Raw genomic sequence first — 21967 nt, 5'->3', positions numbered from 1 at the left:
GGCAAAGTCGTGAGAGGCAAATTCAAATCCCTGACCATGGTCAACTGGAACGGCTTCTTCGCCCGCACCTTCGATCTCGACCAGCTGGTGACGACGCTCTCCGGCGGTAACGGGGCGGGCAAATCCACCACCATGGCGGCCTTCATCGCAGCGTTGATCCCTGACCAGTCTCTGCTGCATTTTCGCAACACCACGGAAGCGGGTTCTTCCAGTGCTTCGCGCGACAAGGGGCTCTACGGCAAGCTGCAACGGGGTTCCTGTTACTCTGTGCTCGAGGTGATGAACAGCCGCGAACAACGGATCTGGGTCGGCGTGCACCTGGAGCAGATTCAAAACCGTGACAACAAGGTCAACATCACCCCGTTCGCCCTGGTGGATGTGCCAGAAAACCTGTCGCCCACGGATCTGCTGCTGGAGAAACTCGATGGCGGCAAGGGTCGTATTCGTGCCTTTGCCGATCTGAAAGGGGCCGCTGCCGAGCTGGGGGCGCTGAAGGTCGCCAAGTTCAATACGGTGACCGACTATCACAACTTCATGTTTGAGTTCGGTATCACCCCGAAAAAGCTGCGAGATCAAAAAGATCGCGGCAAATTCTATCGCCTGATCGAAGCCTCCCTCTACGGCGGTATCTCTTCTTCTATCAGCCGATCCCTGCGCGAATACCTGCTGCCGGAGAACTCTGGCGTGCGCAAGGCGTTCCAGGACATGGAGGCGGCCATCTATGAAAACCGCCGCACGCTGGAAGCGATCAAAGAGACCCAAGGCCAGCGGGATCTGTTCAAGAACCTGATCACCGAGACCACCCACTATGTGGCGGCCGACTATGTGCGCAACGCCGCCGAGAAGAACCGTCTCTCCGAGTTGGCTCTGAAAGCCCGTCAGGAGCTGGCGGAGAAGCGCCGCATTCTGGCCGAAGAGCGTCAGCGCGCCATCTATCTGGCCGACGAGGTGGAGCAGCTCACCAACCGCGAGAAGCTGCTGACCGATGAGCTGGAATCTGCCGCCGAACACCTGGCCAAGGTGATGGCCGCCGTTGCTCTGCAAAAGAAGATAGATATGTATCGCGCCGATCTGGCGGAGCTTGTCGACAAGCTCGAGCAGCAGCAGGCGATCGTGGAGGAGATCCACGGTCAGCTGCTGGAAGTGGAAGAGCGCAAGGAGCTGGCGCAGGCAGAGGTAGACAGCCTCAAGACCCAGCTGGCCGACTACCAGCAGGCACTGGACATTCAGCAGACCCGCGCCATCCAGTACCGTCAGGCGGTGCAGGCGCTGGAAAATGCCCGCGCGCAGTGTGAACTGCCGGGGCTGACCGCTGAACAGGCGAGCGACACCCTGCACCAGTTCCGCACCGCCGAACAGAGCCTCACCAGCCGGATGCTGGGGGCCGAGCAGCAGCTGGCACTGGCCAAGGCGGCGGTAGCCGAACATCAGGCCGCGCTGACGCTGCTGTTGAATATTGCCCCTGAAACCGCCCGCGAGGCCGCCTGGCCTACGGCGCAGGCGCTGCTCAAGCGTCATATCGAAGACAAGGCCCGCATCGCGCAGGGGCAGGGGCTGCGCGCCGCGCTGGCTCGCCTCGAGAAAGAGAGCGAAAGCCAGCAGGCGCTGCTGCGCTTGCGTGACGAGTTGCAGCAGGCCTCTGGCCAACTGATCGCGAGTCAAGACGAGCTGGAGATCTTCCTCGAAGCTCAGCGTACCCGTCAGGAGGAGCTCTCCGAGCAGCAGGCGGAGGCGAATCAGCGTCGCGCCAGCCTGGAGCATCAGGGCGTCCAGCTGGGCCGCGATATTGCGGAGCTCACCAAGCTGGCCCCGCGCTGGCTCAAATCCTTTGAAAAGCTCGAGCAGCTGCGCGAGCAGAGTGGCTTGGCCTTGGCCACTGCCGAAGAACTTTCTTCCGGCATGCAGACCGTGCTCGACAAGGAGCGGGAGTTCGAGCAGGAGAGCAATCGCATCGCGGCGCAGAAACAGGCGCTGGAGCTGCAAATTCGCAACCTGCAGCTGGGGGCTGGCGAGGCCGATCCGCGTCTGGCCCGCATCGCCGAGCAGGTGGGGGGCGTACTGCTCTCAGATGTTTATGACGACATCTCCATCGACGATGCCCCTTACTACTCCGCACTGTACGGCCCGGCCCGCAGCGCCCTGGTGGTGCTCGACCTTGAGGGCGCCATCGAGCGGCTGAAAAAGCTGGAAGATTGCCCGGAAGATATCTACCTCATTCAGGGCAACCCCGACTCTTTTGACGAGGATCTGGTGGAAGCGGACGAGCTGGGGGACGCCGTGCTGGTGCGCACCAGCAAGCGTCAGGTGCGCTTCTCCCGCTATCCCGAGCTGCCGCTGTTTGGTCGCGCCGCCCGGGAAAAACGGATCGAGCAGCTCGATCTCGAGCGGGAAAATCTGATCGAGGGCTACGCCAAGGCCGCCTTCGAGCAGCAGAAGTATCACCGCCTCTACGGCCACTTCCGCGACTTTATCGGCCAGCATCTGGATATCGCCTTCCTGCCGGACCCTGAAAGTCAGGTGCAGACCAAACAGGCCGAACTGCGCACGCTGCAAGGAACCATAGCCGAGTGCGACAAGCAGCTGGCCGAGGCCAAAGCGGCCGCCGCCCAGCTGACTCGCCATATCCAGCTGGTGCAGGGGATGTTGCCCTTTGCCCACCTGTTTGCCGAGACAGACCTGGCGGCCCGTCTCGAGGCGGCCCACGCCGATGTGGAAGCCCTGAAACAGGCCGAAGCCTTTATCGCCAAGCACGGCAAGGCGCTTGAGAAGCTTGAAGCCATGGTGCAGGTGCTGCGTCAGGATCCGCAGGATCTTGCCGCCCTGCAGGCCGCGTTCGACGAGACGAGCGAATTGCTGGCCGAGCAGAAGCGCCGTTGCTATGCCCTCGATCAGCTGGTGGCCCGCTTGCCGCACTTTGCCTATCAGGATGCGCAAGACCTGCTTGGCAAGGCCTCCGAGATGAGCGAGCGGCTCAAAGAGAAGCTTAAAGCTGCCGAGCTGGCGGCCCGCACCGCAGGGGAGCAGCACAAGCAGATTGCCCAGCGTCACACAGAAGCGTTGCAACTGCGCACCGCGCTCGACTCCAGCGCCTCGGCCAAGCGCCAGACCCTGAGCGAGTTCGAGCAGGAGCTGGCGGCCATGGGGCTGACGCTGTCGGACGACATGGAAGAGAAGTCCCGCGCCCACAAGAAAGAGATCGAAGAGCTGCTCATCCGCACCCGGTCCCGTCGCACCAGTGCCGAGGCCCAGTTGCAGGTAACCAAGCGCGAGATTGAATCCTTAGGGGGTCGCCTCAAGCTGGAGGGCAAGGATTACTACAGCGCTCGCAAATCCCTGGTGGGTCACAAGGCGAGCTGGTCGCGAGTGGTGCGCCTGGCACGGGACACCGACGTCGAGAAGCGTCTCAACAAGCGCGAGCTGGCTTACTTGGACAGCGACGAGCTGCGCTCCATGTCCGACAAGGCCCTCGGCGCCCTGCGGGTTGCCGTGGCCCATGACGAGGCCCTGCGCGATGCGCTGCGTCTGTCGGAAGGCAATCGCAGCACCGAGCAGAAGGTCGCCTTCTACGTGCAGGTCTACCGATATCTGAAAGATCGCATCCGCAACGACATCATCCGCTCCGATGATCCGGTAGAGGCCATCGAGGAGATGGAGATCGAGCTGGCGCGCCTCGCCGACGAGCTCAAGCAGCGTGAAAACCACCTGTCGCTCTCCTCCCACGAGGTGGCGGCCAAGATCACCAACATCATACGCCGGGAGCAGAACCGCATCCGGGTACTCAACCAGGGCTTGCAGAACATCGCCTTCGGTCTGGTGCGCGGGGTGCGCCTCAACGTCAATATCCGCGAGGCCCACACTCGCCTCTTGACGGCACTGGCGGATCAGAGTGCCATGCACAACGATCTGTTCGCCGACAAGGAGCTCAGCTTCTCCGAGGCGATGGCCAAGCTGTTCCAGCGCCTCAACCCGCAAACCGAGCAGGGGGATCGCAGCTATCAGGTGATGGGCGATGTCTTGCTCGACTATCGCAACTATCTGGAGCTGGAGATCGAGGTGCAGCGCGGTGCCGATGGCTGGCTGCGGGCCGAGAGCGGCGCGCTCTCCACTGGCGAGGCGATCGGTACCGGTCAGGCCATCTTGCTGATGGTGCTGATCAGCTGGGAGGAGGAGTCCCGCCGTCTGCGTGGCAAGGACATCGCCCCCTGCCGCCTCTTGTTCCTCGACGAAGCGGCCCGTCTGGATGGCAAATCCATCGCCACCCTGTTCGAGCTGTGCGAGCGGCAGGATATGCAGTTGCTTATCGCTGCGCCGGAGAACATCAGCCCCGAGAAGGGCACCACCTACAAGCTCATCCGCAAGGTGCAGGGCAAGCACGAACATGTGCATGTGGTGGGGCTGCGCGGCTTTGGCTTTAGTGACGACAAGCTGATTGCCTGACCTGCGTCTGGCTCATCCGGACATGGGATGACGGGTAAATACATGAACGGGAGGCTTGGCCTCCCGTTTTAGTTGAAAAACATGGCAAAGTAGCCGCGTTGCCCTCGGGTGTGGAACCGCGAGACAGTTTATGAACCTTTTACTGGCCATCCCGATCTGGCCGTTTTACGCGACGATAACAAGACCGGCTATACCGGCAAGGGGATCAAGGATAAAGCGCATGGCGGATATGAAGGGAAAGATGCAATACATACAAAAAGGGCTGCTGTTATCTCTTTGCCTGTTGCTGGCAGCTTGCAGCAGCCGATATGACGACAGCCACGGCGGCAGCTGGCGCGGCTATACCGAAACCGGGCTTGCCTCCTATTACGCCGACCGCTATCACGGCAAACAGACCGCCAGCGGCGAGCTATATCGCAACAATCTCAATAGCGCCGCCCATATGGAGTTGCCTTTTGGCGCCATGGTGCGGGTCACCAACCTCGCCAACGGCAAGAGCGTGGTGGTCAAGGTCAATGACCGCGGTGCTTTTAAACGCGGGCGGATCATCGATCTCTCCAGGTCTGCCTTTAGCAGCATCGGCAGCACAAGATCCGGGCTTATCAAGGTCAAGGTCGAGGTATTGTAGCGGGCAAGAGGCGCTGTGTTGGAAATGCATTGGTTTCAAGGCTGGCAGTGGCTTGGCTCATCAGTTGCAAAACAGTTCCGCGGCCGATGCAACCTGTCTTGAAATCCACCGATACCATCGAATTCCCCGATGACGCTCTGGTTCAAGGTGCTGATGGTGCCTGGTCTGCTTGGCATAAAGACAGTTCGCTTTATCAGGAGCGGAATAAGTATCCGGTGGGAGAGTCATCCTACTGTCGAGCCCACCATATTGGACATCATTCACTATGAGCAGCATGGCATTCAAACCCTTCGGTGACGTGAGCGCAGAGGATTTTCTGCCCTTGGTCAACGACGAGACAGTGAGAAAACATCTGATTGATCATCCCCCCTTCGATGCGGCCAGTGTGCGCGTCTGGATGGATGACAAGATACGGATAGACGCGTTACCCGGTTGCCGCGTGCGGGCCATTATCATCGATGGCGCTCTGGTTGGCTGGTGCGGAATACAACCCGATGACGAGGGAGTTGAGATTGCCATTGTGATCGCCAAGGCGGGTTGGGGGGTGGGGATTGCCATCTTCAAGGAGATGATTGGGTGGGCAAGGAATATGGGGCATCAAGAGATCATATTTCACCTGTTGAGCTCACGTCCTGAGTATCGGTCGCTCGCCAGACGATCCATCAGGGTGAAAAAGACGACCCTGTCAGGGAGTGGCTTCACCACCTATTACCTCAGCGTAGAAAAATGGTTTGCGGGCTGATGACGGACAACTGGCGCGTTACCAGCGCAGAGCGTGCCGCCTGTTCATGTTGCCGTATTGAAGATTATTTTCCCCAGTGGCGCTGGCGCCAAAGCCTCTCTTACGGGGCTGAAGCCAGGGATGCCTGCCAGCAGAGGGGCGATTCTCCTGCCGTCTCTTCCGTTGTTCATCCGACCGAACACTCTGTCCATTCTGCCCATCTATATCCGCCAACCAGCCATGCATACACTGGGCACCATCTTGATGGGTGAGTCTTTCATGAAAGGAAATAGTGACTTTCTGGCTCACTTCTATGCCTTGATAACCTGAATGTGGAGATGAATGGATGAAGACAAGCACGGACAAGATAGTGTCGATTGCGGTGCTCAAAGCCCGAGCCGGGATGAGGGAACACTTGCGCCGTGAGTTGCTCAAGCTGGTCGAGCCCACGCGGCGAGAGCCGGGTAACTTGGATTATGTGCTGTTTGAACTGCGTGACGAACCGGGCACCTTCTATATGCGCGAAGCCTTTGTCAGTCAGGCTGCGCTGGATGCCCATTGTGCGACCGACTATTTTCAGGCCTTCGCCAATCAGGCTGATGGATTGTTGGCAGAGCCGCTGAGGCTGATCTTTATGGAGGAGGTGGTGCAATAACCACTGGTGTTGGGCCGAGTTCTGGCCCAGCAATTACAAAGGCCGCAGGCTCGATTGGCGAGACGTAATTGTGCGGTCGAGTAAATAGAGCTACCGGCTGTTGCCGTAGCTAAATAGACAGAAAATATGCTACCAGGGGAAATAGTTATCCAAGCTTTTAACAGTTATAAGAGATCGCCTATTTACCCTTGCGGCACCCTGACCCCTTTGTCGAGATAGAGGCTGCTGTAATGGGCTCGGTGGGTGACAAACATCACCTGATGGCGGCTGCCGTCGGAGAGGATAATAAAGTCGCCCGCCTGGGCGGGGCTCTGCAGGCTTATCTCCTGTTCGGGGGCGGTCAACTTGTCGACCTCCTCTTTGAAGGTGAGGGTGTACGAATACATAGGGTTCTCCACTGCAGGACCGTATACAGACACGCATCACAAGGCTAGTTGCCATCGTCCGGATCCGCGGCGCCCAAGCGGCACCTGTGCGGCATTTAATTTAACGAGTAAGCTGGGTCTGTTTATCTTATGGATGGGGGTATGGTCTGCGTTTGCACGAGTCCCTTGCGTGGGGTCGTAAACAGGCGCCAGAGTGAGCCCCCGTCTTTTTCAGCGCGTAAGCAAGGAGTGGTTATGAAGGAGCTAGCCTCCCCGTTGGAGCCTGAGTTGGTGCGGATCGCCGCGTTTTCTGACGGACAGCAAGGAGGGAATCCTGCCGGTGTCTGGCTGGGGCCTCGCTTGCCTGCGGCCGAGGAGATGCAACGCATCGCCGCCCAGGTGGGATTCTCGGAAACGGCCTTCGCCGCGCCCTTGCCACCACTCAGGCTACCTGGCTCACCCCGGGGGGCCGCGACCACCCGGCAAACTGCCGAGTCTGGGGAGTGGCGGGTGCGCTACTTCTCCCCCGAGGCCGAAGTACCCTTCTGCGGCCATGCTACAATCGCCCTCGGTGTGGCGCTGGCGCGGCGTTTTGGAGAAGGGGAGTATGCATTGCACCTCAATCAGACCGAGATCAAGGTGTCGGGCTGGCAGGATGGGGAGGGGCAGTGGCAGGCGGCGCTGCAATCGCCGCCGACCCGCAGCAAGCCGGCCCCTGCCGCGTTGGTGGCGGCAGCGCTGGCGTTGTTTGGTTACACGTCAGCAGATCTGGATCCCCGCATTCCGCCGGCCCTTATCCATGGCGGCGCCGATCACCTGGTGCTGGCCCTAAACAGTCGGGCGGCGCTCTCGGCCATGCATTACGAACTGGCGCAGGGGCGAATCCTGATGCAAAGGGAAGGGCTGGTCACCATACTGCTGGCCCATGCCGCCCGGGATCAGCTGTTTCATACCCGCAACCCTTTCGCCTATGGCGGCGTCTATGAGGATCCCGCCACAGGTGCGGCCACCGCCGCCTTTGCCGGTTACCTGCGCGATATCCATTGGCCCCACGGCGGCATCATAGATCTCTTTCAGGGGGAGGACATGGGGATGGCATCGCACCTGCACGCCGAGATCCCGGCCGAACCCGGCAGCTCAATCAGGGTATTTGGCCGGGCCCGCCTGATGTGAGTGACATGCAATGAAAAAACCGCCAACTGGCGGTTTTTTCCTTTGTTCAGGAGCGAACTCAAGCGCGTTTCTCGGCATATTGCGCCCACTATGCGCTTTGGCCATGCTCCCCAGACGGATTGCGCTCCTCGTGAGCGGGGGTGAGCCACTGCAGCAACTGACGGCCCACCTGCGGGCTGCCGAGCAGGGCCATATGGCTGGTGCGATAGGCAATCCAGCAGTGGGAAGTGGGGAATGCAAGCTGGTGGCGCGCCTCGTCATGCTGGCCGAGGGCGCTGCGCAGGGGCACAAGCCCATCGCCAATCAGTCGATCAGCCAGCAGACCGCGCTTGGCTGCCGTGGTGGCTGCTATGGTGAAGCAGGCCACTTCGGCGGGCAGCGGCAAGGGGGGGCGAGGATCGGGCAAGGCGGTGTGCGTTTTGTCCTGCGAGAGCGGCGAGTCCATCACCTTGCCGTGGCGCAGATCCTTGATGCCGGCGCTGCGCAGTTGTGCCAGCCTGACGAAGGGCTGGGTATAGGCGGTAGCAGGTAGCAGCTGCTCCAGCCAGTGACCGGCGTGCTCAAGGGGCGCGCCATGATGGGGCGTGCCGAGAAACACCATGTTTTTCAGGACGCCGGGCCAGCCCATCTCACTCTGGCTGGCATGATGACAGGCGCTGCGGATCACCAAGCCGCCCATGCTGTAGGCCAGCACGCTGATCTCGTCGATGCCGCCTGGCCAATGGGTTGTCAGCCGTTCCAGCTGACGGGCCAGCTCCCGCCCGTTTTGCGCAACTGGCAGGCCCGAGTTGTAGCGCACATAGACAGGTACATAGCCCAGTTCGTCGGCCAGCATCTCCCCCAAGTTGAGCGTTTTTTCTGTGTCCTTCCCCCTGGTTTGGGTCTGCCACTGCAGATCGTTCATGCACAGACCATGCACCATCAGCAGCACCCGGCCCCCGGTGGGCAGACTCGACGGCATGGTGTGCCAGTTCAGGGGCTGGCCGCCATGGCGCAGTGTCATGGGGGTGGCGAGGGCATTGTGGCTATCGACCAGCTTGTCCCCCATCACACCATTGAGGGTGGCGAGCAGAGCGGCGCGCTTGGGTGTCTCGGGGAGCTGGTGCAAGGGAGGCGTTGGCGGCAAGCGGGTGAGCAGGGCATGGATGCCACCGCTCAGGGTATGGGCGGCGCCGTGCACCCCCTGGTAGACCAGACCCGTGATCCCTCGGGTCCGCCCCTGGGCCTTGCCCCTTATTCCCATGCCACTCAACACTGCCTGATGGACGGCCTCGGTGATCTGCACTGCCGCAGGCAGGGCCTGGGTGAGCAAGCAGGCCAGCTCGCGGATATCGGAAAGATGCCAGGAGGAAACCGGCTGCTGCTCTGTCGACTGGGTCATGGGGTCGCCCTCAGGGAGATGGCGTCAGCAAGCAGACTTGCACCGACGGGGTGCGTGCTGGCTGGCACAGACCCATCCAGCTTGCCGTGTTTGCTTCGGGTTTACCAGTGAAGCCGCTGGCAGATCCTGCGGGGCAGGGCCCCTTGTTGCGTGGGGTGCCGAGAGAGAGTGTTTTCCCTGACGCGAGGCGGGTCACGGTAACGGGCAGCAAAATCCTCTCTACTTAGTCATATGGCACCGTGATGAGGAGGCGAGGATGTCACTATTTGATGAGCGCAGGGTACAGGATCTCTGTACCCGCTTGCTGGAGGGCACCAATGAGAAGGGGTGTTCACTCGATAGCAGGCATGGGCAAGAACTGCTGGCCCTGTTGCAGGCAGTGAGCGGCGTCAAGCCGTTGGGACGCAGCGTTCGCTATACCTTGACCCCCGCAGGGCACGACTATCTCGCCAAGCAGCTGGCACAAACGGCGACTCAGATGCTGGACAAAAGGACAGTGTGCAGGCCCTCGGGGTGAGTTTACCTTCACGCCTCAATCAGGCCAGTTTTCATGCCCTCTGGCATGGGGATAGCAAGCATCCACGCAGTGACACAGACTCGGATCAAGCTATAGCACTGACGCAGGATGAGGTGATCCGACTGCGTACCCTGAGCCCGTTGTCACTCATCGATCAGGATGGCCAGCGCCATGAGATGAGGGCGCCGATGGCGCTCTTGGGAGAACTGGTCTTGCCGGAGCGCAGCCTGGACAGGTTGCAGGGCATCGAGTGGCAAGGGCGGCAGATAGTCACGGTGGAGAACAAGGGCGCCTTCGTGGATTACCCACTGCAAGCGGGGGACTTGCTGCTCTATGTGCCTGGTCGTAATACCAGGCTGGCGCGGCAAGTGATCCCGCTGTTGCCGGTGGCAGTGCCCTGGGCTCACTTTGGCGATCTGGATCAGCGGGGATTGGACATTGCCACCGAGCTGGCCGGGGCCATCCATCGGCCTCTGGCGCTCTGGTTGCCCGACACGCTGATGGCGTATATCCATCACTATGCTCGCCCTCTGACCCGTCGGTTCGAGGGGCAGCAGGCCAGCAGAGGCAAGATCCCCTGGCGTGCCGAACCTGCGGCAGGCAGGCCCGGTGATCTGCTGGCAGAGGCACTCTCGCAGCTGATCGCACACGGGTTGTGGTTGGAGCAAGAGGTGCTGGTGCTGGCCAGACGTTGGCAGTCATGGCCATTGGGTGCGGCTTGTGACTAATGGAGGCATAAAAAAACCGCCTGATGGCGGTTTTTTTATCATGCCGGCCCTTATTTCAGGGCTTTTTTCAGCTTCTTGATCTTGCCTTCGTGCTTGGCAATTTTCTCAAGGCGAGCGGCGATCTTCTTCTTGATATCTTTCTTGCTGGCTTTGGCCATCTGTGTTGCTCCTTTTGCAGTGGGGACACCTTGAGTGTCCGTGAGTCTGTCCATCAACGTCCCAGAGTGCCACAAGGTTGCCGTCTGAGCCAAGCCTCTGTCGAAGAAAACAGCATATTTCAGCCGGGGTGCCGAGGCAAAGCAGGGGGGCTAGCTGTGGGTGACCTCGGTTGCAGGAAGCATCAGATAAGGTTGGGCGAGCACCAGAGGCTTGTGTGGCATATCGCAACCACCAAAAAGCGCCCCTTGGGGCGCTCTTGGTATCACTGGCAAACCTGACTCTATCAGGCTTTTTTCAGGTAGGCGGCGACCAGCACTATCTGCACGCCGTTGACCTTGCCTTCGATGTGCAGCGGGTTGTTGGTCAGGCGGATGCCCTTGACCAGGGTGCCGCGCTTGGCGGTGAATCCGCCGCCCTTGACGTCCAGATCCTTGATCAAGGTAACCGAGTCGCCTTCGACCAGCACTGCGCCGTTGGAATCCAGGGTCGGTACGCTGTCGTCATCGTCGCCAGCCTGGCCGGCTTCGGCCCAGGCCTTGGTCTCGTCTTCCATGTACATCATGTCCAGCATGTCCTGAGCCCACACTTCGCCCTGGCCGGACAGATTTTTCAGCTGACGCCACGCCATGACCTGCACAGCGGGAACCTGGCTCCACATGCTGTCACCCAGGCAACGCCAGTGATTGACCACTGTGGTGTCCGGCTGCTCCAGCTGGCCACGGCAGGTGTCACACAGGGCAAGGCTGTGATCATCATCGCTGGCCGGTGAGTGGGGCACAGCGAAGGCAGTCAGTGCCTGTTCGGCGCCGCACAGTTCGCACTTGGCGCCTGCGCGCGCTTGCAGGATGGCATTGATGGTCATGTTTTGGTTCCATTCATGTTGGTAAAATGGCCCGCCTTGAGCGAACCAGGGTAAAGAGGGGGCGGAATATAGCATAAAACCCCTCTCTTTGTCAGGCCAACGCCCGGGCTCCGGGTTGTTTGCCTGGTTGCGCCTGTGCTTACAGTTGCCTGCCGGGGCAAGGCCAGGGTTAATGACCGCCGGTCAGGCCCAAGCCCGACCTCATGGCGAACGCCCCGCATTGGCGAGTGCTTTTTGGGAAGGGATCGCTAAAATGAGCCTCTTTTTTGACTGCAAGGCAGGGGCAAGCGTGCTGGCTCAACGTTTTCAACAACTGGATAGATTGCTGACCGAGACCCGGCGCTGGTGGCAATACCAACCCTATCATCACCTGAACCTGGCCTTCGCCGATGAGGCTCCCGCGCTGGCCGCACTGCTCAACGCCACGCCCCTTGAGCAGATCAATCGGCTCGATGGTGACATGGGGGCCCTGTGCGACCTGCTCGCCCCCTGGATCCCGGCGGGGGAGACGCTGCACGCCCTGAGTGAACTTGCGCTATTTACCCCGGAGCCCATCCAGTGCGCCAAGGAGATGGCGCTGCACATGCCGGGTCGCAAGCAGGCGCAGATAGAGGCCTTTACCGGCTGCCTGCCACCCCATCAAGGCCCCTATCTGGAGTGGTGCGCAGGCAAGGGCCATCTGGGGCGGCTGGTTTCCCTGCATCGCCGGGCAGAGATCCTGAGCCTTGAGCTGCAAGGCCCGCTCTGTGAGGAGGGGCGTCGGCTGGCGGCCCGTGACGGGGCCCGCATGCAGTTTGTGCAGGCGGACGCCTTTGCGGTGGATGCCAGCCAGCTGCTCGCTACCGAACACCACGCCATGGCGCTGCACGCCTGCGGCGAGCTGCACACCCATCTGTTGGCGCTGGTGGCAGAGCGCGGCGCTCAGGGGGTGACCATATCCCCTTGTTGCTATCACCTGATCCGCGGCACTCACTATACCCCCTTGTCCACCGCCGCTCGGGCCAGCGATCTGCACCTGGCGAAGGCGGATCTGCGGTTGCCGCTGCAGGAGACGGTGACTGCCGGGGCCCGTATCTCGCGCCTACGCGAGCTGGAGGTGGTGTGGCGGCTCGGCTTTGACTGCCTGCAGCGTCAGGTGCGCGGGGTGAACGAATACCTGCCGGTGCCCAATATGCAAAAAAGCCTGCTCACCGGCAGCTTCGAGGCATTTTGTGAATGGGCGGCCGAGCGCAAGGGGATAGCCCTGCCTGCGGGGATGGATCTTGCCGCTTTTCTGGCCATGGGGGAGGCACGTTATGGTGATGTCGCCCGCATGGAGCTGGTGCGTCATCTGTTTCGCCGGCCGCTCGAGATCTGGTTGGCGCTCGATCGGGCACTCTTCCTGCAAGAGCAGGGCTACCGGGTGGAAGTGGGCGAGTTTTGTGACAAACCCATGACCCCCCGCAATATCTTGATCCGCGCCGTGCGTTCTGCGCAGGCATGAGTGATATGCCCCCGGAATGCCCTGCTGCCAGCCGGGCAGCACCCCATACTGCCGGGTGATTGACCCAATCGATTTGTGATGTGGCTCATCATGGAATGGGCCACAGCAAGATGCGGGTTGTTATTATTTTTCATCGGCCTTAACAAGGCATATCACAGTGCCCTTTGCGTCAGTTGGAACATCTGTTTTTTATGCATTTTATGGCGTTTCGCCCAGAGAGTGAAATGGCTCACAGATCCGTTTTATTTCTTAATTTTTGATGAGAATTTAGTTATGAAAAGGCCTATTCTCGGGATGAACTTTTCTGAGACAAGGACTGTGCCCCATGTTCAAACCCACGCAATGTGCCTGGCTGGTTGCTGCTGCCTGCGCATTTCCAAGTTATGCCGCCATGAATATCCAGCCCGATCCACAAAATGCTGGTGGATATGTGATTGCCGCACCGGATCTTGCGGCAGTTGAAAAAGCAAAGACAGCCAACCCCATGTACGGAGTCTGGTCAAAAGCATTGGCGACTCGGCCCAATAATATTGTCGATGCCATCACGCCAAGAGCGGCCAGCAACCCGGATAACGTCAAACGGGTCGAGCGGGTATTCACGGAGTCGGACTGGGAATATTTAACCCAGATGGCGGCGCCGGAATATACCTATGAACGCTTCTTGCGGGCCATAGGTAAATTTCCGGCTTTTTGTGGTGAATATACCGATGGCCGGGATTCGGATGCCATCTGCAAAAAATCCATAGTGACGGCCTTCGCCCATTTTGCCCAGGAGACGGGCGGGCATATCAGCAAGAACAATATATCCGACAATCCGCTGGCGCTGGAGGAGTGGCAACAGGCGCTGGTGCATGTGCGCGAGATGGGGTGGTCAGAGGGGCAGGCGGGTTACACCACGGGTTGCGGCCAGAATGACTGGCAGAACAAGAAGTGGCCCTGCAGCACGGGGCAGGGCTATTTCGGGCGCGGCGCAAAGCAGCTCTCTTATCACTTCAACTACGGCGCCTTCTCCGAGGCCATGTTTGCGGGTGATGCCTCAGTGCTGCTGAGCGATCCGGGGCGGGTCGCCGACTCCTGGCTCAACCTCGCCTCCGCCATCTGGTTCTTCCTCACCCCCCAGGCGCCCAAGCCCGCCATGCTGCATGTGATTGACCGCACCTGGGTGCCCTCCCAGCGCGAGATAGCGGCGGGCATCGGCTATGGCTTTGGCACCACCATCAACGTCATCAACGGTGGCATAGAGTGTGGTGAACAGAACAAGGAAAAGGGCCAACCGGTCAACCGGATCCGTTATTGGGAGGGGCTGGCCGAGCATTACCAGATCCCCGTCAAGGCCGACGAGAAGAACACCTGCTGGCAGCAGACCCCTTATGGCAGCCTGAATCTGAACGGCGCCACCGATGTGCTTTATACCAACTGGGATGGCAACTGGAAGTACTACCCGGACAGACCCGGCGGTTACTCCTTCGAATGTGAGCTGGTGGGTTTTCAGACCGCCTATTCGGCCCTGGTGCCGGGAGATTACGAGAAGTGTGTGACCAACTTCTACGGCTCTCATGCCAACTGGCCCAAGGTGCGGATGGTGGCCAAGCTGGATCCGGCCCCCGTTGACCCGGTCGATCCGCCGATCGGGGACGTATCGGCCTGGAGCGCGACCGCCGTCTATACGGCGGAGGCCAAGGTCAGCTACAAGGGCGCCGTTTATCAGGCAAAGTGGTGGACTCAGGGCAATGAGCCCGGCAAGGGCGATCCTTGGGCACTGGTGCCTGCCAGATGATGAGGGCTCGGCGCCGTTCCGGGGCTAACGAGATTTGTACAACGGACCCTTTAATATCTGACTGAACGGCAAGGGGGAGGCTTATTGCCTCCCCCTTTCATCATATAGATACCATTCATCCGGGAAGAATGAATTACCATGTTTGCACCTCTCGCTTATCAAGCTATGACTTTTCCCTGAAGAGGTCGGTTTATTTATCCTCTGTTCATATCCGGCATCTTATGGTGTTCCCTGTTGGAGATATATGTGCGACGGACAGCTGTTTGCTGGTCTGGCAATACGATTTGGATGCCATAAATATTGATGTTCGGCTGCTCATTCCGCCTGGTGACTGCCAGCCATCAGGCCGGCCTCTTGTTATCGCGTGCCAACAGCCGGCGACCTGGGGTAGGCCAATTCATCCCCACCATCGTCAAGCCTATTTTCATGGTTATTGTGTTTGGCGTTTAGCACCATGCGCCTGGACAATATCCATTGTTCGACATGGCGCGGCATAATGGCGTGATCTTGTCGTGTGCCAGCCCCTCATTCTGTGGATTGAGAAACAGGTGGCTATATCGGAAATGGATCTTGATTCTGCGCGGGTAGAATAGGGATAAACAAGGAGGGGCTACATAATGAATATCGCCATGCATTTTGAAATTCCGGTGACGGATATGACGCGAGCCATCGGGTTCTACTCCCGCGTATTTGGCATCACGTTCGAGCGAGTGGATATAGATGGCAACGAGATGGCGTTGTTCCCGCTCTCGGAAGGGGGTGAGGGGTGTTCCGGTGCCCTGGCCAAGGGAGAGACGTATGTTCCGAGCCTGGATGGCACACGGATTTATCTGGCGGTGGCCGATATCGAGCAGGTGATGGCCAGCGCCTTGCTGGCCGGTGCCAAAAGTCTGTATCCCGTGACCCGGGTTGGCGACATCGTCAGGGTGGCTGAATTTCAGGATCCCGAGGGCAACCGGATCGCCCTGCAGCAAACGGCCAGACGCTGACGCAAAAATTCATTCATGCTGGGCAGGCCAAACGGGTCTCTGCCCGGCACAGACAAGCAGGTGTTATGACGATACGTATTGCTACCCCGGCGGATGTCCCGGCGATGTTCGAGGTTCGTACCAGTGTGCGAGAGAACCAGATGTCCCTCCAGGAGCTGGCCGCAGTGGGGATCACCCCCGACACCTTGCCCGGCATGCTCACCGGAAGCGGGCGAGGCTGGGTGGCCTGTGACGGGGGCCAGGTGGTGGCGTTTGCGATGGCAGAGGCCAGTGACGCCACCATATTTGCCATGTTTGTGCGCCAGAGTCATGAGGGCAGGGGGCTGGGTCGCCGCTTGATGCAGGCAGCCGAACGCTGGCTCAGTGCCGAAGGTTGCACCGAGGTGTGGCTGTTGACCGATGCGGACCCCCGGGTCAGGGCCAACGGTTTTTATCGCCATCTTGGCTGGATGGAGGATGGCATTCAGGAGGAGGGAGAGGTGCGTTTCAAGAAATGCTTGCGGGATGAGGGGTAACGAGCAGGCCGTGGCATGCGTGCCTCTCTTTTGGCTGGCAGGGAGAGGCAGCGCCCCCCCAGATGCGTTGAACAGGCTGGATCCGTGCCGCGTTTTGTGAGGCAGTTAATGGCGAGGACGCGACAGGCATGGTACTCATCTGATGCGAAATATGGCCGAAGAACGGCTGGGATCCATCTTGTCAGGGAGGCGTTATGCAAGGACATTGTTTGTGCGGCGGGATCCTGGTGTCGAGCGGGGATCACCAGGATGTCAATCTCTGCCACTGCACCACCTGCCGGCGCTGGTCCGGCGGCCCCCTGTTTGCGGTGCACTGCGGCAAGGATGTGCGTTTCAGCGGGATGGCGCCTGCCACCTATCGCTCCTCCGAATGGGCGGAGCGCGGCTTTTGCCCCACCTGCGGCACCCACCTCTTCTATCACCTGCTGCCGACGGATGAGTACATAGTGCCGGCCGGCCTCTTCCAGCGGGACGATTTTCAGCTGGCGAGCCAGATTTTTATCGATGAGAAGCCTGACTTCTACGAGTTGAAGAACGAGACGCCCACCCTGACCGGCCAGCAGCTGTTCGAGCAGTTTGCGCCCAAGCCTTGATGAGAAGGGTGCTGATGCGATGACGTTGACAGACAAGGACAAATGATGGAACTGGTGGTGATCCGCCATGGTGAGACCCAGGCCAATGCCGAGGGGCGTTATCTGGGGGCGCTGGATGTCGGGCTTGAACGCCAGGCGATCGTGGCGTTGAAAGCCCGGCTTACGACTGCTCCGGCGACTCCTTTTTACAACAATTGCGGCCTTGTTTTTTGGCCAGATAGAGGGCGGTATCCGCCCGGCGCACCATTTTTTCCACCGTATCTTGCGGACTCTGGCTCGCGCTGATGCCGATGCTGATGGTGAGCGGCACCTCTGTGCCCGCGCCCAGCTGGTGGCGTTCCGACTCTATGGCCAGGCGGATCCGCTCCGCGCTGGCCCAGGCTAGCTCCAGCGAGGTTTCCGGCAGCAAGATGATGAACTCCTCGCCGCCCCAGCGCCCCAGCATATCCACTTCCCGCAGCTGTTTGGCGATGCGCCTGACCAGGCTGAGGATGGCCTGATCCCCTTGCTGATGGCCATAGGTGTCGTTGACCTGCTTGAAGTGATCTATGTCGATCAACAGCAGGCTCATGGTGTGGCCGAAACGCTGGCAGCGCTGCATCTCCAGCTTGACCAGCTCATCGAAGCGGCGCCGGTTGGCGATCCCGGTCAGGGGATCCGTGGTGGCTGCCACCTTCAGCTCTTCCACCAGCCGGGCCCGCTCCGAAATGTCCCGCAGTATGGCGGTCATCTCGGTGGTCTGACCCAGATTGATCTTGGCGATGGTGACTTCCAGTGGAAATTCGCTGCCATCGCGGCGCAGGCCCATCACGGAGGCGCGGGCGTGCATGGGGCGCGAATTGATGGGGGAGCTGCTGAATGCCCTGAAATAGCTGTCGTGGTTGGCGCGAAAACGCTGGGGCAACAGGGTTTCCAGCCGCTTGCCGACATAACTCTCATCGACCCCGAACATCTCGCAGGCGGCGGTATTGATAAGCTCGATACGCGACTCGCTGTTGACGCTGATGATGCCGTCATAGGCGGAGTTGACCACGGCTTCGAAGCGCTTGCGGCTCGTCTTGAGCGCCTCCTCCAGCTGCTTCTTGGCGGTGATATCGATGGCCGTGACTATGATGCGGGTGATGCGGGATTGTTCGGGAATGATGGGGGAAAGAATGAAGCGCCACCAGCTGGTGCGTGACAGGGTGTCGATGGGGAGCTCGCTCTCCAGCCCGGTCTGCTGGCTGACGCATTCGTGCATCGGCTGCTCTATGCTGCCGGTGATGTAGCGAGGAAACATCTCGCTGAGCCGTTTGCCTATCGTGCTCAGCACATCCAGCTCGAACGCCTGGGCGAAGGTGTCGTTGGCCGAGACCAGGGTGAAACGATCGTCATCATCGAGTGAAAACACCGCCACCGCGGCACCGATGGCATCGAGAGACGACTTCATGTCGGCATGGGAACCCTGTGTGAACATGCAACCTCCACGGCGAATAACACGTTTGTATTCAGTATAGTGTGGCCGTTTTTTCCACCGGGCATGGCGTGAGTCAAGCCGTAGCGGGTGTGACTGGCTCAGGGGGCTTAGCTGGGCTTTACTCTGTTGACTTGGGTATCACATGCGTCGCCAGTGTGCTCGCAGCGGCAGGTCTCGGTGTCGAGACCTGCCGCTGGCAAGGAATGTCAATCGATGCAAGGCAAGGAGAGAGGGATGAAGATCAGCATTGATGCGCGTATCGAGCAGGAGATCGACGCCGTCTGGTGGGCCTGGAATGACCCGGACTGTGTCGTCAAATGGAATGCCGCCTCCGATGAGTGGCACACCACGTGCAGCCGGGTCGATCTGGTGGTGGGGGGGCGTTTCTGTCATCACATGGCGGCCAGGGATGGCAGTGCCGCCTTCGATTTCGAGGGCACCTTCACCCTGGTCGAGGCACCGACCCGGCTTGCCTATGTGATGGATGACGGACGGGCTGTGGATGTGCGCTTCGTCGAGGAGCAAGGCGCCACCCTGGTGAGCCTGGATTTTGACGCCGAGTCCGCGCATAGCCGCGAACAGCAGCAAGCGGGCTGGCAGGGCATTTTGAACAACTTCAAACGTTACGTGGAGGCGGCGGGCTGACGCAGGTTCGGCCAGGTCAATAAAAAACCACCGGCGGGCAGCGGTGGTTTTTTATTGGGGCACTCGCCCCCTGCGGGTAATGCAGGGGCAGGCTCGGATGGCAAGGGGTATCAAGGTAGCGTCATCGGCAGGGGGGTTGTCACCCCTTGTCCGTGGACGTTTATTCTTCTATATCCAGCAGCACCAGGATGGCGCTGTCGCCGCCCCATTCACGAGGGGCCTGATGAAAGGCGCGCACATTGGGGTGTTGGGCCAGCCAGCTCGGGATCCGCTGCTTGAGGATGTGTTTGCCGATGCCGTGCATCACGGAGGCGACGTGGATGTTCTCTTTCTGGCAGAGGGTGAGCAGGGCGGCCAGCTCCTGTTTTGCCTGATTCTGGTTCATGCCGTGCAGATCCAGATAAATCTCCGGTGGATAGATGCCGCGTTTGAGCTTCTTCAGCTCGAATTTTGACACATCGTCACGTACGTAACGGGTCGGGCCATCCTCGTCCAGATGGGGCTGGTACTCGTCGCTGAAAAAGTGGCCAACCCCAAGCTTTTCGCGGCTTTCACGCAGTTCGCGTTTCTGCTTGACCGGGCGCAGGTCGGCCCTTATGGTATCTTGCTTAATTTTCCGGGTACCTTTGACAGCATCGCGAAACAGCAGGCTTTCCTCGATCGTCGGTGAGGGCATTTTTTTCATCAGGTACTCGTCTTGCTCGCTATATAGGTTTCTCGGGCCGGATATTACTCGACTTGGAGGTGGATTTGGACAAGATATTTATCGATGAGGTGGTTGCCGAGATGCACACCATCCAGGACATGTTGCGCTGGGCCATGAGTCGTTTCAACGACGCCGGGATCTTCTACGGACATGGTACCGACAACGCCTGGGATGAGGCCGTGCAGCTGGTACTGCCCGCGCTACATCTGCCGCCGGACGCGGATCCGGGCATGCGCCACTCCCGTCTGACCACCAGCGAGCGTCATCGCATTGCCGAGCTCATCATTCGCCGCGTGCAGGAGCGCGTACCGGCCGCCTACCTGACCAACAAGGCCTGGTATGCCGGTTGGGAGTTCTACGTGGATGAGCGGGTACTGATCCCGCGCTCCCCCATCGCCGAGATGGTGGCCAACCGCTTCGCCCCCTTCCTCAAGCATGAACCTACCCGGATCATGGATCTCTGTACCGGTTCCGGTTGCATCGCCATCATCATGGCCCACGAATTCCCGGATGCGGAAGTGGATGCCATCGACATCAGCGTGGATGCGCTGAACGTGGCCGAGCGCAACATCACCGATCACGGTCTGGAGCAGCAGGTCATTCCGATCCGCTCCGATCTGATGCGCGATCTGCCGGCGGGTGACAAGTACGATCTCATCGTCTCCAACCCGCCCTATGTGGATTCCGAAGACATGTCGGACTTGCCACAGGAGTTTCGTCACGAGCCCGAACTGGCGCTGGCCTCCGGCTCCGATGGCCTCAAGCTTACCAAGCGTCTGCTGGCCAATGCCGCAGACTTCCTCAAGGATGACGGCGTGCTGGTGGTCGAGGTGGGCAACAGCATGATCCATCTGGAAGCCCAGTTCCCGGAAGTGCCCTTTACCTGGGTCGAGTTCGAGAACGGTGGTCACGGCGTGTTCGTGATGACTAGGGCCGAGCTGGAGCAATACCGGGACCATTTCGCGATTTACAAGAGCTAAGCAGCAAGGAGCACCCATGGCAGGGAACAGTTTTGGCCAACTCTTTCGGGTCACCACCTTTGGCGAGAGCCACGGCCTGGCGCTAGGCGCCGTGGTCGACGGCTGCCCGCCCGGGCTCGAGATAAGCGAAGCGGATCTGCAGGGAGATCTGGATCGGCGCAAGCCCGGCACCTCCCGCTACACCACGCCGCGGCGCGAGCCGGACGAGGTGAAGATCCTCTCCGGGGTGTTCGAGGGCAAGACCACGGGCACCTCCATCGGGCTGCTCATCGAGAATACCGATCAGCGCTCCAAGGATTACTCCGACATCAAGGATGTGTTCCGCCCGGGCCATGCCGATTACACCTACCACCAGAAATATGGTCAGCGGGATTATCGGGGCGGTGGTCGCTCCTCCGCCCGTGAAACTGCCATGCGGGTGGCGGCGGGTGCCATCGCCAAGAAGTATCTCAAGCAGATGCATGGCATCGAGATCACCGGCTTTCTCTCTCAGCTCGGCCCCATCAAGGCCGAGGCGTTCGATGCGGCGCAGATTGAGCAGAACCCCTTCTTCTTCCCCGATGCGGGCAAGCTGGAGGCGCTCGATCAATACATGCGTGACCTGAAAAAAGAGGGCAACAGTGTCGGTGCCAAGGTTCAGGTTGTTGCGACCAAGGTGCCTGTTGGCCTCGGCGAGCCTGTCTTCGACCGGCTCGACGCCGACATAGCCCACGCCATGATGGGCATCAATGCCGTGAAAGGGGTGGAGATAGGTGACGGCTTCGCCGTGGTGGAGCAAAAAGGCTCGGAGCATCGCGACGAGATGACCCCGGCCGGCTTTGCCAGCAACCATGCGGGCGGCATTCTGGGTGGGATTTCATCCGGTCAGGATATTGTGGTGAGCTTAGGCTTAAAGCCCACCTCCAGCATCACAGTGCCGGGCAAGACCATCAATACCGAGGGCGAGGCCATAGAGATGATCACCAAGGGTCGTCACGATCCTTGTGTCGGCATTCGCGCCGTGCCTATCGCCGAAGCCATGCTGGCACTGGTGTTGATGGATCACCTGCTGCGCCATCGTGCCCAGAATCAGGGTGTGTTGACCCAGACGCCGCAGCTGCGCTGAACGGCCTGCCTACCCCCTCCAACTGATCGAGCGGTGGTGCAGAAAAATACCGCAATGGTGCAGTAAGAGGCTGCGCAAAAAGGCGACCCCAG

General features: G+C 60.0%; 18 protein-coding genes and 2 pseudogenes. 15 read left to right on the top strand and 5 right to left on the bottom strand.

The window, feature by feature from the left end:
- Positions 1 to 9: 9 nt before the first annotated feature.
- The 4 genes from mukB (at position 10) to BN1128_RS08115 (ending at position 6441) form a co-directional block, all read left to right on the top strand.
- The gene (gene mukB, locus BN1128_RS08135; protein WP_042867487.1) at positions 10 to 4437 is read left to right on the top strand and encodes a chromosome partition protein MukB; all 4428 of its coding nucleotides are present in this window, start codon (positions 10 to 12) and stop codon (positions 4435 to 4437) included.
- A 241-nt stretch (positions 4438 to 4678) separates the two neighbouring features.
- On the top strand, positions 4679 to 5065 hold the full coding sequence (locus BN1128_RS08130; protein WP_420864927.1) for a septal ring lytic transglycosylase RlpA family protein: 387 nt from the start codon (positions 4679 to 4681) through the stop codon (positions 5063 to 5065).
- Between the two features lie 265 nt (positions 5066 to 5330).
- Positions 5331 to 5807, top strand: coding sequence for a GNAT family N-acetyltransferase (locus tag BN1128_RS08125; protein WP_042867485.1), 477 nt, complete (start codon positions 5331 to 5333; stop codon positions 5805 to 5807).
- A 325-nt stretch (positions 5808 to 6132) separates the two neighbouring features.
- On the top strand, positions 6133 to 6441 hold the full coding sequence (locus tag BN1128_RS08115) for a putative quinol monooxygenase (RefSeq protein ID WP_042867482.1): 309 nt from the start codon (positions 6133 to 6135) through the stop codon (positions 6439 to 6441).
- Between the two features lie 182 nt (positions 6442 to 6623).
- Here the strand turns inward: BN1128_RS08115 and BN1128_RS08110 are convergent, their stop codons facing one another.
- Positions 6624 to 6827, bottom strand: coding sequence for a hypothetical protein (locus tag BN1128_RS08110; protein ID WP_042867481.1), 204 nt, complete (start codon positions 6825 to 6827; stop codon positions 6624 to 6626).
- 234 nt (positions 6828 to 7061) lie between these two features.
- On the opposite strand from BN1128_RS08110, the gene BN1128_RS08105 reads away from it, so the two are divergent.
- Positions 7062 to 7979, top strand: a complete 918-nt coding sequence (locus tag BN1128_RS08105; protein WP_042867480.1) for a PhzF family phenazine biosynthesis protein — start codon at positions 7062 to 7064, stop codon at positions 7977 to 7979.
- Positions 7980 to 8067: 88 nt separating this feature from the next.
- Here the strand turns inward: BN1128_RS08105 and BN1128_RS08100 are convergent, their stop codons facing one another.
- Positions 8068 to 9360 carry an esterase/lipase family protein gene (locus BN1128_RS08100; RefSeq protein WP_042867479.1) on the bottom strand — a complete coding sequence of 431 codons (1293 nt, stop codon included), beginning with the start codon at positions 9358 to 9360 and terminating at the stop codon, positions 8068 to 8070.
- Between the two features lie 256 nt (positions 9361 to 9616).
- On the opposite strand from BN1128_RS08100, the pseudogene BN1128_RS08095 reads away from it, so the two are divergent.
- A pseudogene (locus BN1128_RS08095) lies at positions 9617 to 10605 on the top strand (Wadjet anti-phage system protein JetD domain-containing protein).
- 442 nt (positions 10606 to 11047) lie between these two features.
- Here the strand turns inward: BN1128_RS08095 and BN1128_RS08090 are convergent.
- Positions 11048 to 11626 (bottom strand): PhnA domain-containing protein, encoded by a 579-nt coding sequence (locus BN1128_RS08090; RefSeq protein WP_042867478.1) that lies wholly within the window; start codon positions 11624 to 11626, stop codon positions 11048 to 11050.
- A 253-nt stretch (positions 11627 to 11879) separates the two neighbouring features.
- Between BN1128_RS08090 and BN1128_RS08085 the strand changes: the two genes are divergently transcribed.
- The 6 genes and pseudogenes from BN1128_RS08085 to BN1128_RS25290 all read left to right on the top strand — a co-directional run.
- A complete protein-coding gene (locus tag BN1128_RS08085; protein WP_042867477.1) occupies positions 11880 to 13109 on the top strand; it encodes a methyltransferase in 1230 nt (409 codons plus the stop codon).
- Between the two features lie 325 nt (positions 13110 to 13434).
- Positions 13435 to 14886 carry a chitinase gene (locus tag BN1128_RS08080; RefSeq protein ID WP_082030386.1) on the top strand — a complete coding sequence of 484 codons (1452 nt, stop codon included), beginning with the start codon at positions 13435 to 13437 and terminating at the stop codon, positions 14884 to 14886.
- Positions 14887 to 15503: 617 nt separating this feature from the next.
- Positions 15504 to 15875, top strand: a complete 372-nt coding sequence (locus tag BN1128_RS08075) for a VOC family protein (RefSeq protein WP_042867476.1) — start codon at positions 15504 to 15506, stop codon at positions 15873 to 15875.
- A 65-nt stretch (positions 15876 to 15940) separates the two neighbouring features.
- Positions 15941 to 16390, top strand: coding sequence for a GNAT family N-acetyltransferase (locus BN1128_RS08070; RefSeq protein WP_042867475.1), 450 nt, complete (start codon positions 15941 to 15943; stop codon positions 16388 to 16390).
- A gap of 194 nt (positions 16391 to 16584) precedes the next feature.
- Positions 16585 to 16983 carry a GFA family protein gene (locus tag BN1128_RS08065; RefSeq protein WP_042867474.1) on the top strand — a complete coding sequence of 133 codons (399 nt, stop codon included), beginning with the start codon at positions 16585 to 16587 and terminating at the stop codon, positions 16981 to 16983.
- A 45-nt stretch (positions 16984 to 17028) separates the two neighbouring features.
- Positions 17029 to 17110 (top strand): annotated as a pseudogene (locus BN1128_RS25290) (histidine phosphatase family protein); the annotation flags it as partial.
- A 33-nt stretch (positions 17111 to 17143) separates the two neighbouring features.
- Here the strand turns inward: BN1128_RS25290 and BN1128_RS08060 are convergent.
- Positions 17144 to 18439: a sensor domain-containing diguanylate cyclase gene (locus BN1128_RS08060; protein WP_042867473.1), complete on the bottom strand. Its 1296-nt coding sequence runs from the start codon at positions 18437 to 18439 to the stop codon at positions 17144 to 17146.
- A 234-nt stretch (positions 18440 to 18673) separates the two neighbouring features.
- On the opposite strand from BN1128_RS08060, the gene BN1128_RS08055 reads away from it, so the two are divergent.
- The gene (locus tag BN1128_RS08055) at positions 18674 to 19084 is read left to right on the top strand and encodes an SRPBCC domain-containing protein (protein WP_042867472.1); all 411 of its coding nucleotides are present in this window, start codon (positions 18674 to 18676) and stop codon (positions 19082 to 19084) included.
- A 160-nt stretch (positions 19085 to 19244) separates the two neighbouring features.
- On the opposite strand, the gene smrB is transcribed toward BN1128_RS08055, so the two are convergent.
- Positions 19245 to 19769 (bottom strand): endonuclease SmrB, encoded by a 525-nt coding sequence (gene smrB / locus BN1128_RS08050; protein ID WP_042867471.1) that lies wholly within the window; start codon positions 19767 to 19769, stop codon positions 19245 to 19247.
- A 65-nt stretch (positions 19770 to 19834) separates the two neighbouring features.
- On the opposite strand from smrB, the gene prmB reads away from it, so the two are divergent.
- Positions 19835 to 20770, top strand: coding sequence for a 50S ribosomal protein L3 N(5)-glutamine methyltransferase (prmB, locus tag BN1128_RS08045; protein WP_042867498.1), 936 nt, complete (start codon positions 19835 to 19837; stop codon positions 20768 to 20770).
- Between the two features lie 16 nt (positions 20771 to 20786).
- Complete coding sequence (gene aroC, locus BN1128_RS08040) at positions 20787 to 21875, top strand: chorismate synthase (RefSeq protein ID WP_042867470.1); 1089 nt, start codon at positions 20787 to 20789, stop codon at positions 21873 to 21875.
- The last annotated feature ends 92 nt before the right edge of the window (positions 21876 to 21967 follow it).

Origin of the sequence: Aeromonas piscicola, from assembly GCF_000820005.1 — a bacterium.
GTDB lineage: Bacteria > Pseudomonadota > Gammaproteobacteria > Enterobacterales > Aeromonadaceae > Aeromonas > Aeromonas piscicola.
This window is presented reverse-complemented; position numbering and strand designations above follow the sequence as displayed.

Excerpts from the sequence above, each read along its gene's own strand:
- BN1128_RS08130 (WP_420864927.1), top strand. The coding sequence starts at position 4,679 with ATGCAATACATACAAAAAGGGCTGCTGTTATCTCTTTGCCTGTTGCTG.
- BN1128_RS08125 (WP_042867485.1), top strand. The coding sequence starts at position 5,331 with ATGAGCAGCATGGCATTCAAACCCTTCGGTGACGTGAGCGCAGAGGAT.
- BN1128_RS08115 (WP_042867482.1), top strand. The coding sequence starts at position 6,133 with ATGAAGACAAGCACGGACAAGATAGTGTCGATTGCGGTGCTCAAAGCC.
- BN1128_RS08110 (WP_042867481.1), bottom strand. The coding sequence starts at position 6,827 with ATGTATTCGTACACCCTCACCTTCAAAGAGGAGGTCGACAAGTTGACC.
- BN1128_RS08105 (WP_042867480.1), top strand. The coding sequence starts at position 7,062 with ATGAAGGAGCTAGCCTCCCCGTTGGAGCCTGAGTTGGTGCGGATCGCC.
- BN1128_RS08100 (WP_042867479.1), bottom strand. The coding sequence starts at position 9,360 with ATGACCCAGTCGACAGAGCAGCAGCCGGTTTCCTCCTGGCATCTTTCC.
- BN1128_RS08090 (WP_042867478.1), bottom strand. The coding sequence starts at position 11,626 with ATGACCATCAATGCCATCCTGCAAGCGCGCGCAGGCGCCAAGTGCGAA.
- BN1128_RS08085 (WP_042867477.1), top strand. The coding sequence starts at position 11,880 with ATGAGCCTCTTTTTTGACTGCAAGGCAGGGGCAAGCGTGCTGGCTCAA.
- BN1128_RS08080 (WP_082030386.1), top strand. The coding sequence starts at position 13,435 with ATGTTCAAACCCACGCAATGTGCCTGGCTGGTTGCTGCTGCCTGCGCA.
- BN1128_RS08075 (WP_042867476.1), top strand. The coding sequence starts at position 15,504 with ATGAATATCGCCATGCATTTTGAAATTCCGGTGACGGATATGACGCGA.
- BN1128_RS08070 (WP_042867475.1), top strand. The coding sequence starts at position 15,941 with ATGACGATACGTATTGCTACCCCGGCGGATGTCCCGGCGATGTTCGAG.
- BN1128_RS08065 (WP_042867474.1), top strand. The coding sequence starts at position 16,585 with ATGCAAGGACATTGTTTGTGCGGCGGGATCCTGGTGTCGAGCGGGGAT.
- BN1128_RS08060 (WP_042867473.1), bottom strand. The coding sequence starts at position 18,439 with ATGTTCACACAGGGTTCCCATGCCGACATGAAGTCGTCTCTCGATGCC.
- BN1128_RS08055 (WP_042867472.1), top strand. The coding sequence starts at position 18,674 with ATGAAGATCAGCATTGATGCGCGTATCGAGCAGGAGATCGACGCCGTC.
- smrB (WP_042867471.1), bottom strand. The coding sequence starts at position 19,769 with ATGAAAAAAATGCCCTCACCGACGATCGAGGAAAGCCTGCTGTTTCGC.
- aroC (WP_042867470.1), top strand. The coding sequence starts at position 20,787 with ATGGCAGGGAACAGTTTTGGCCAACTCTTTCGGGTCACCACCTTTGGC.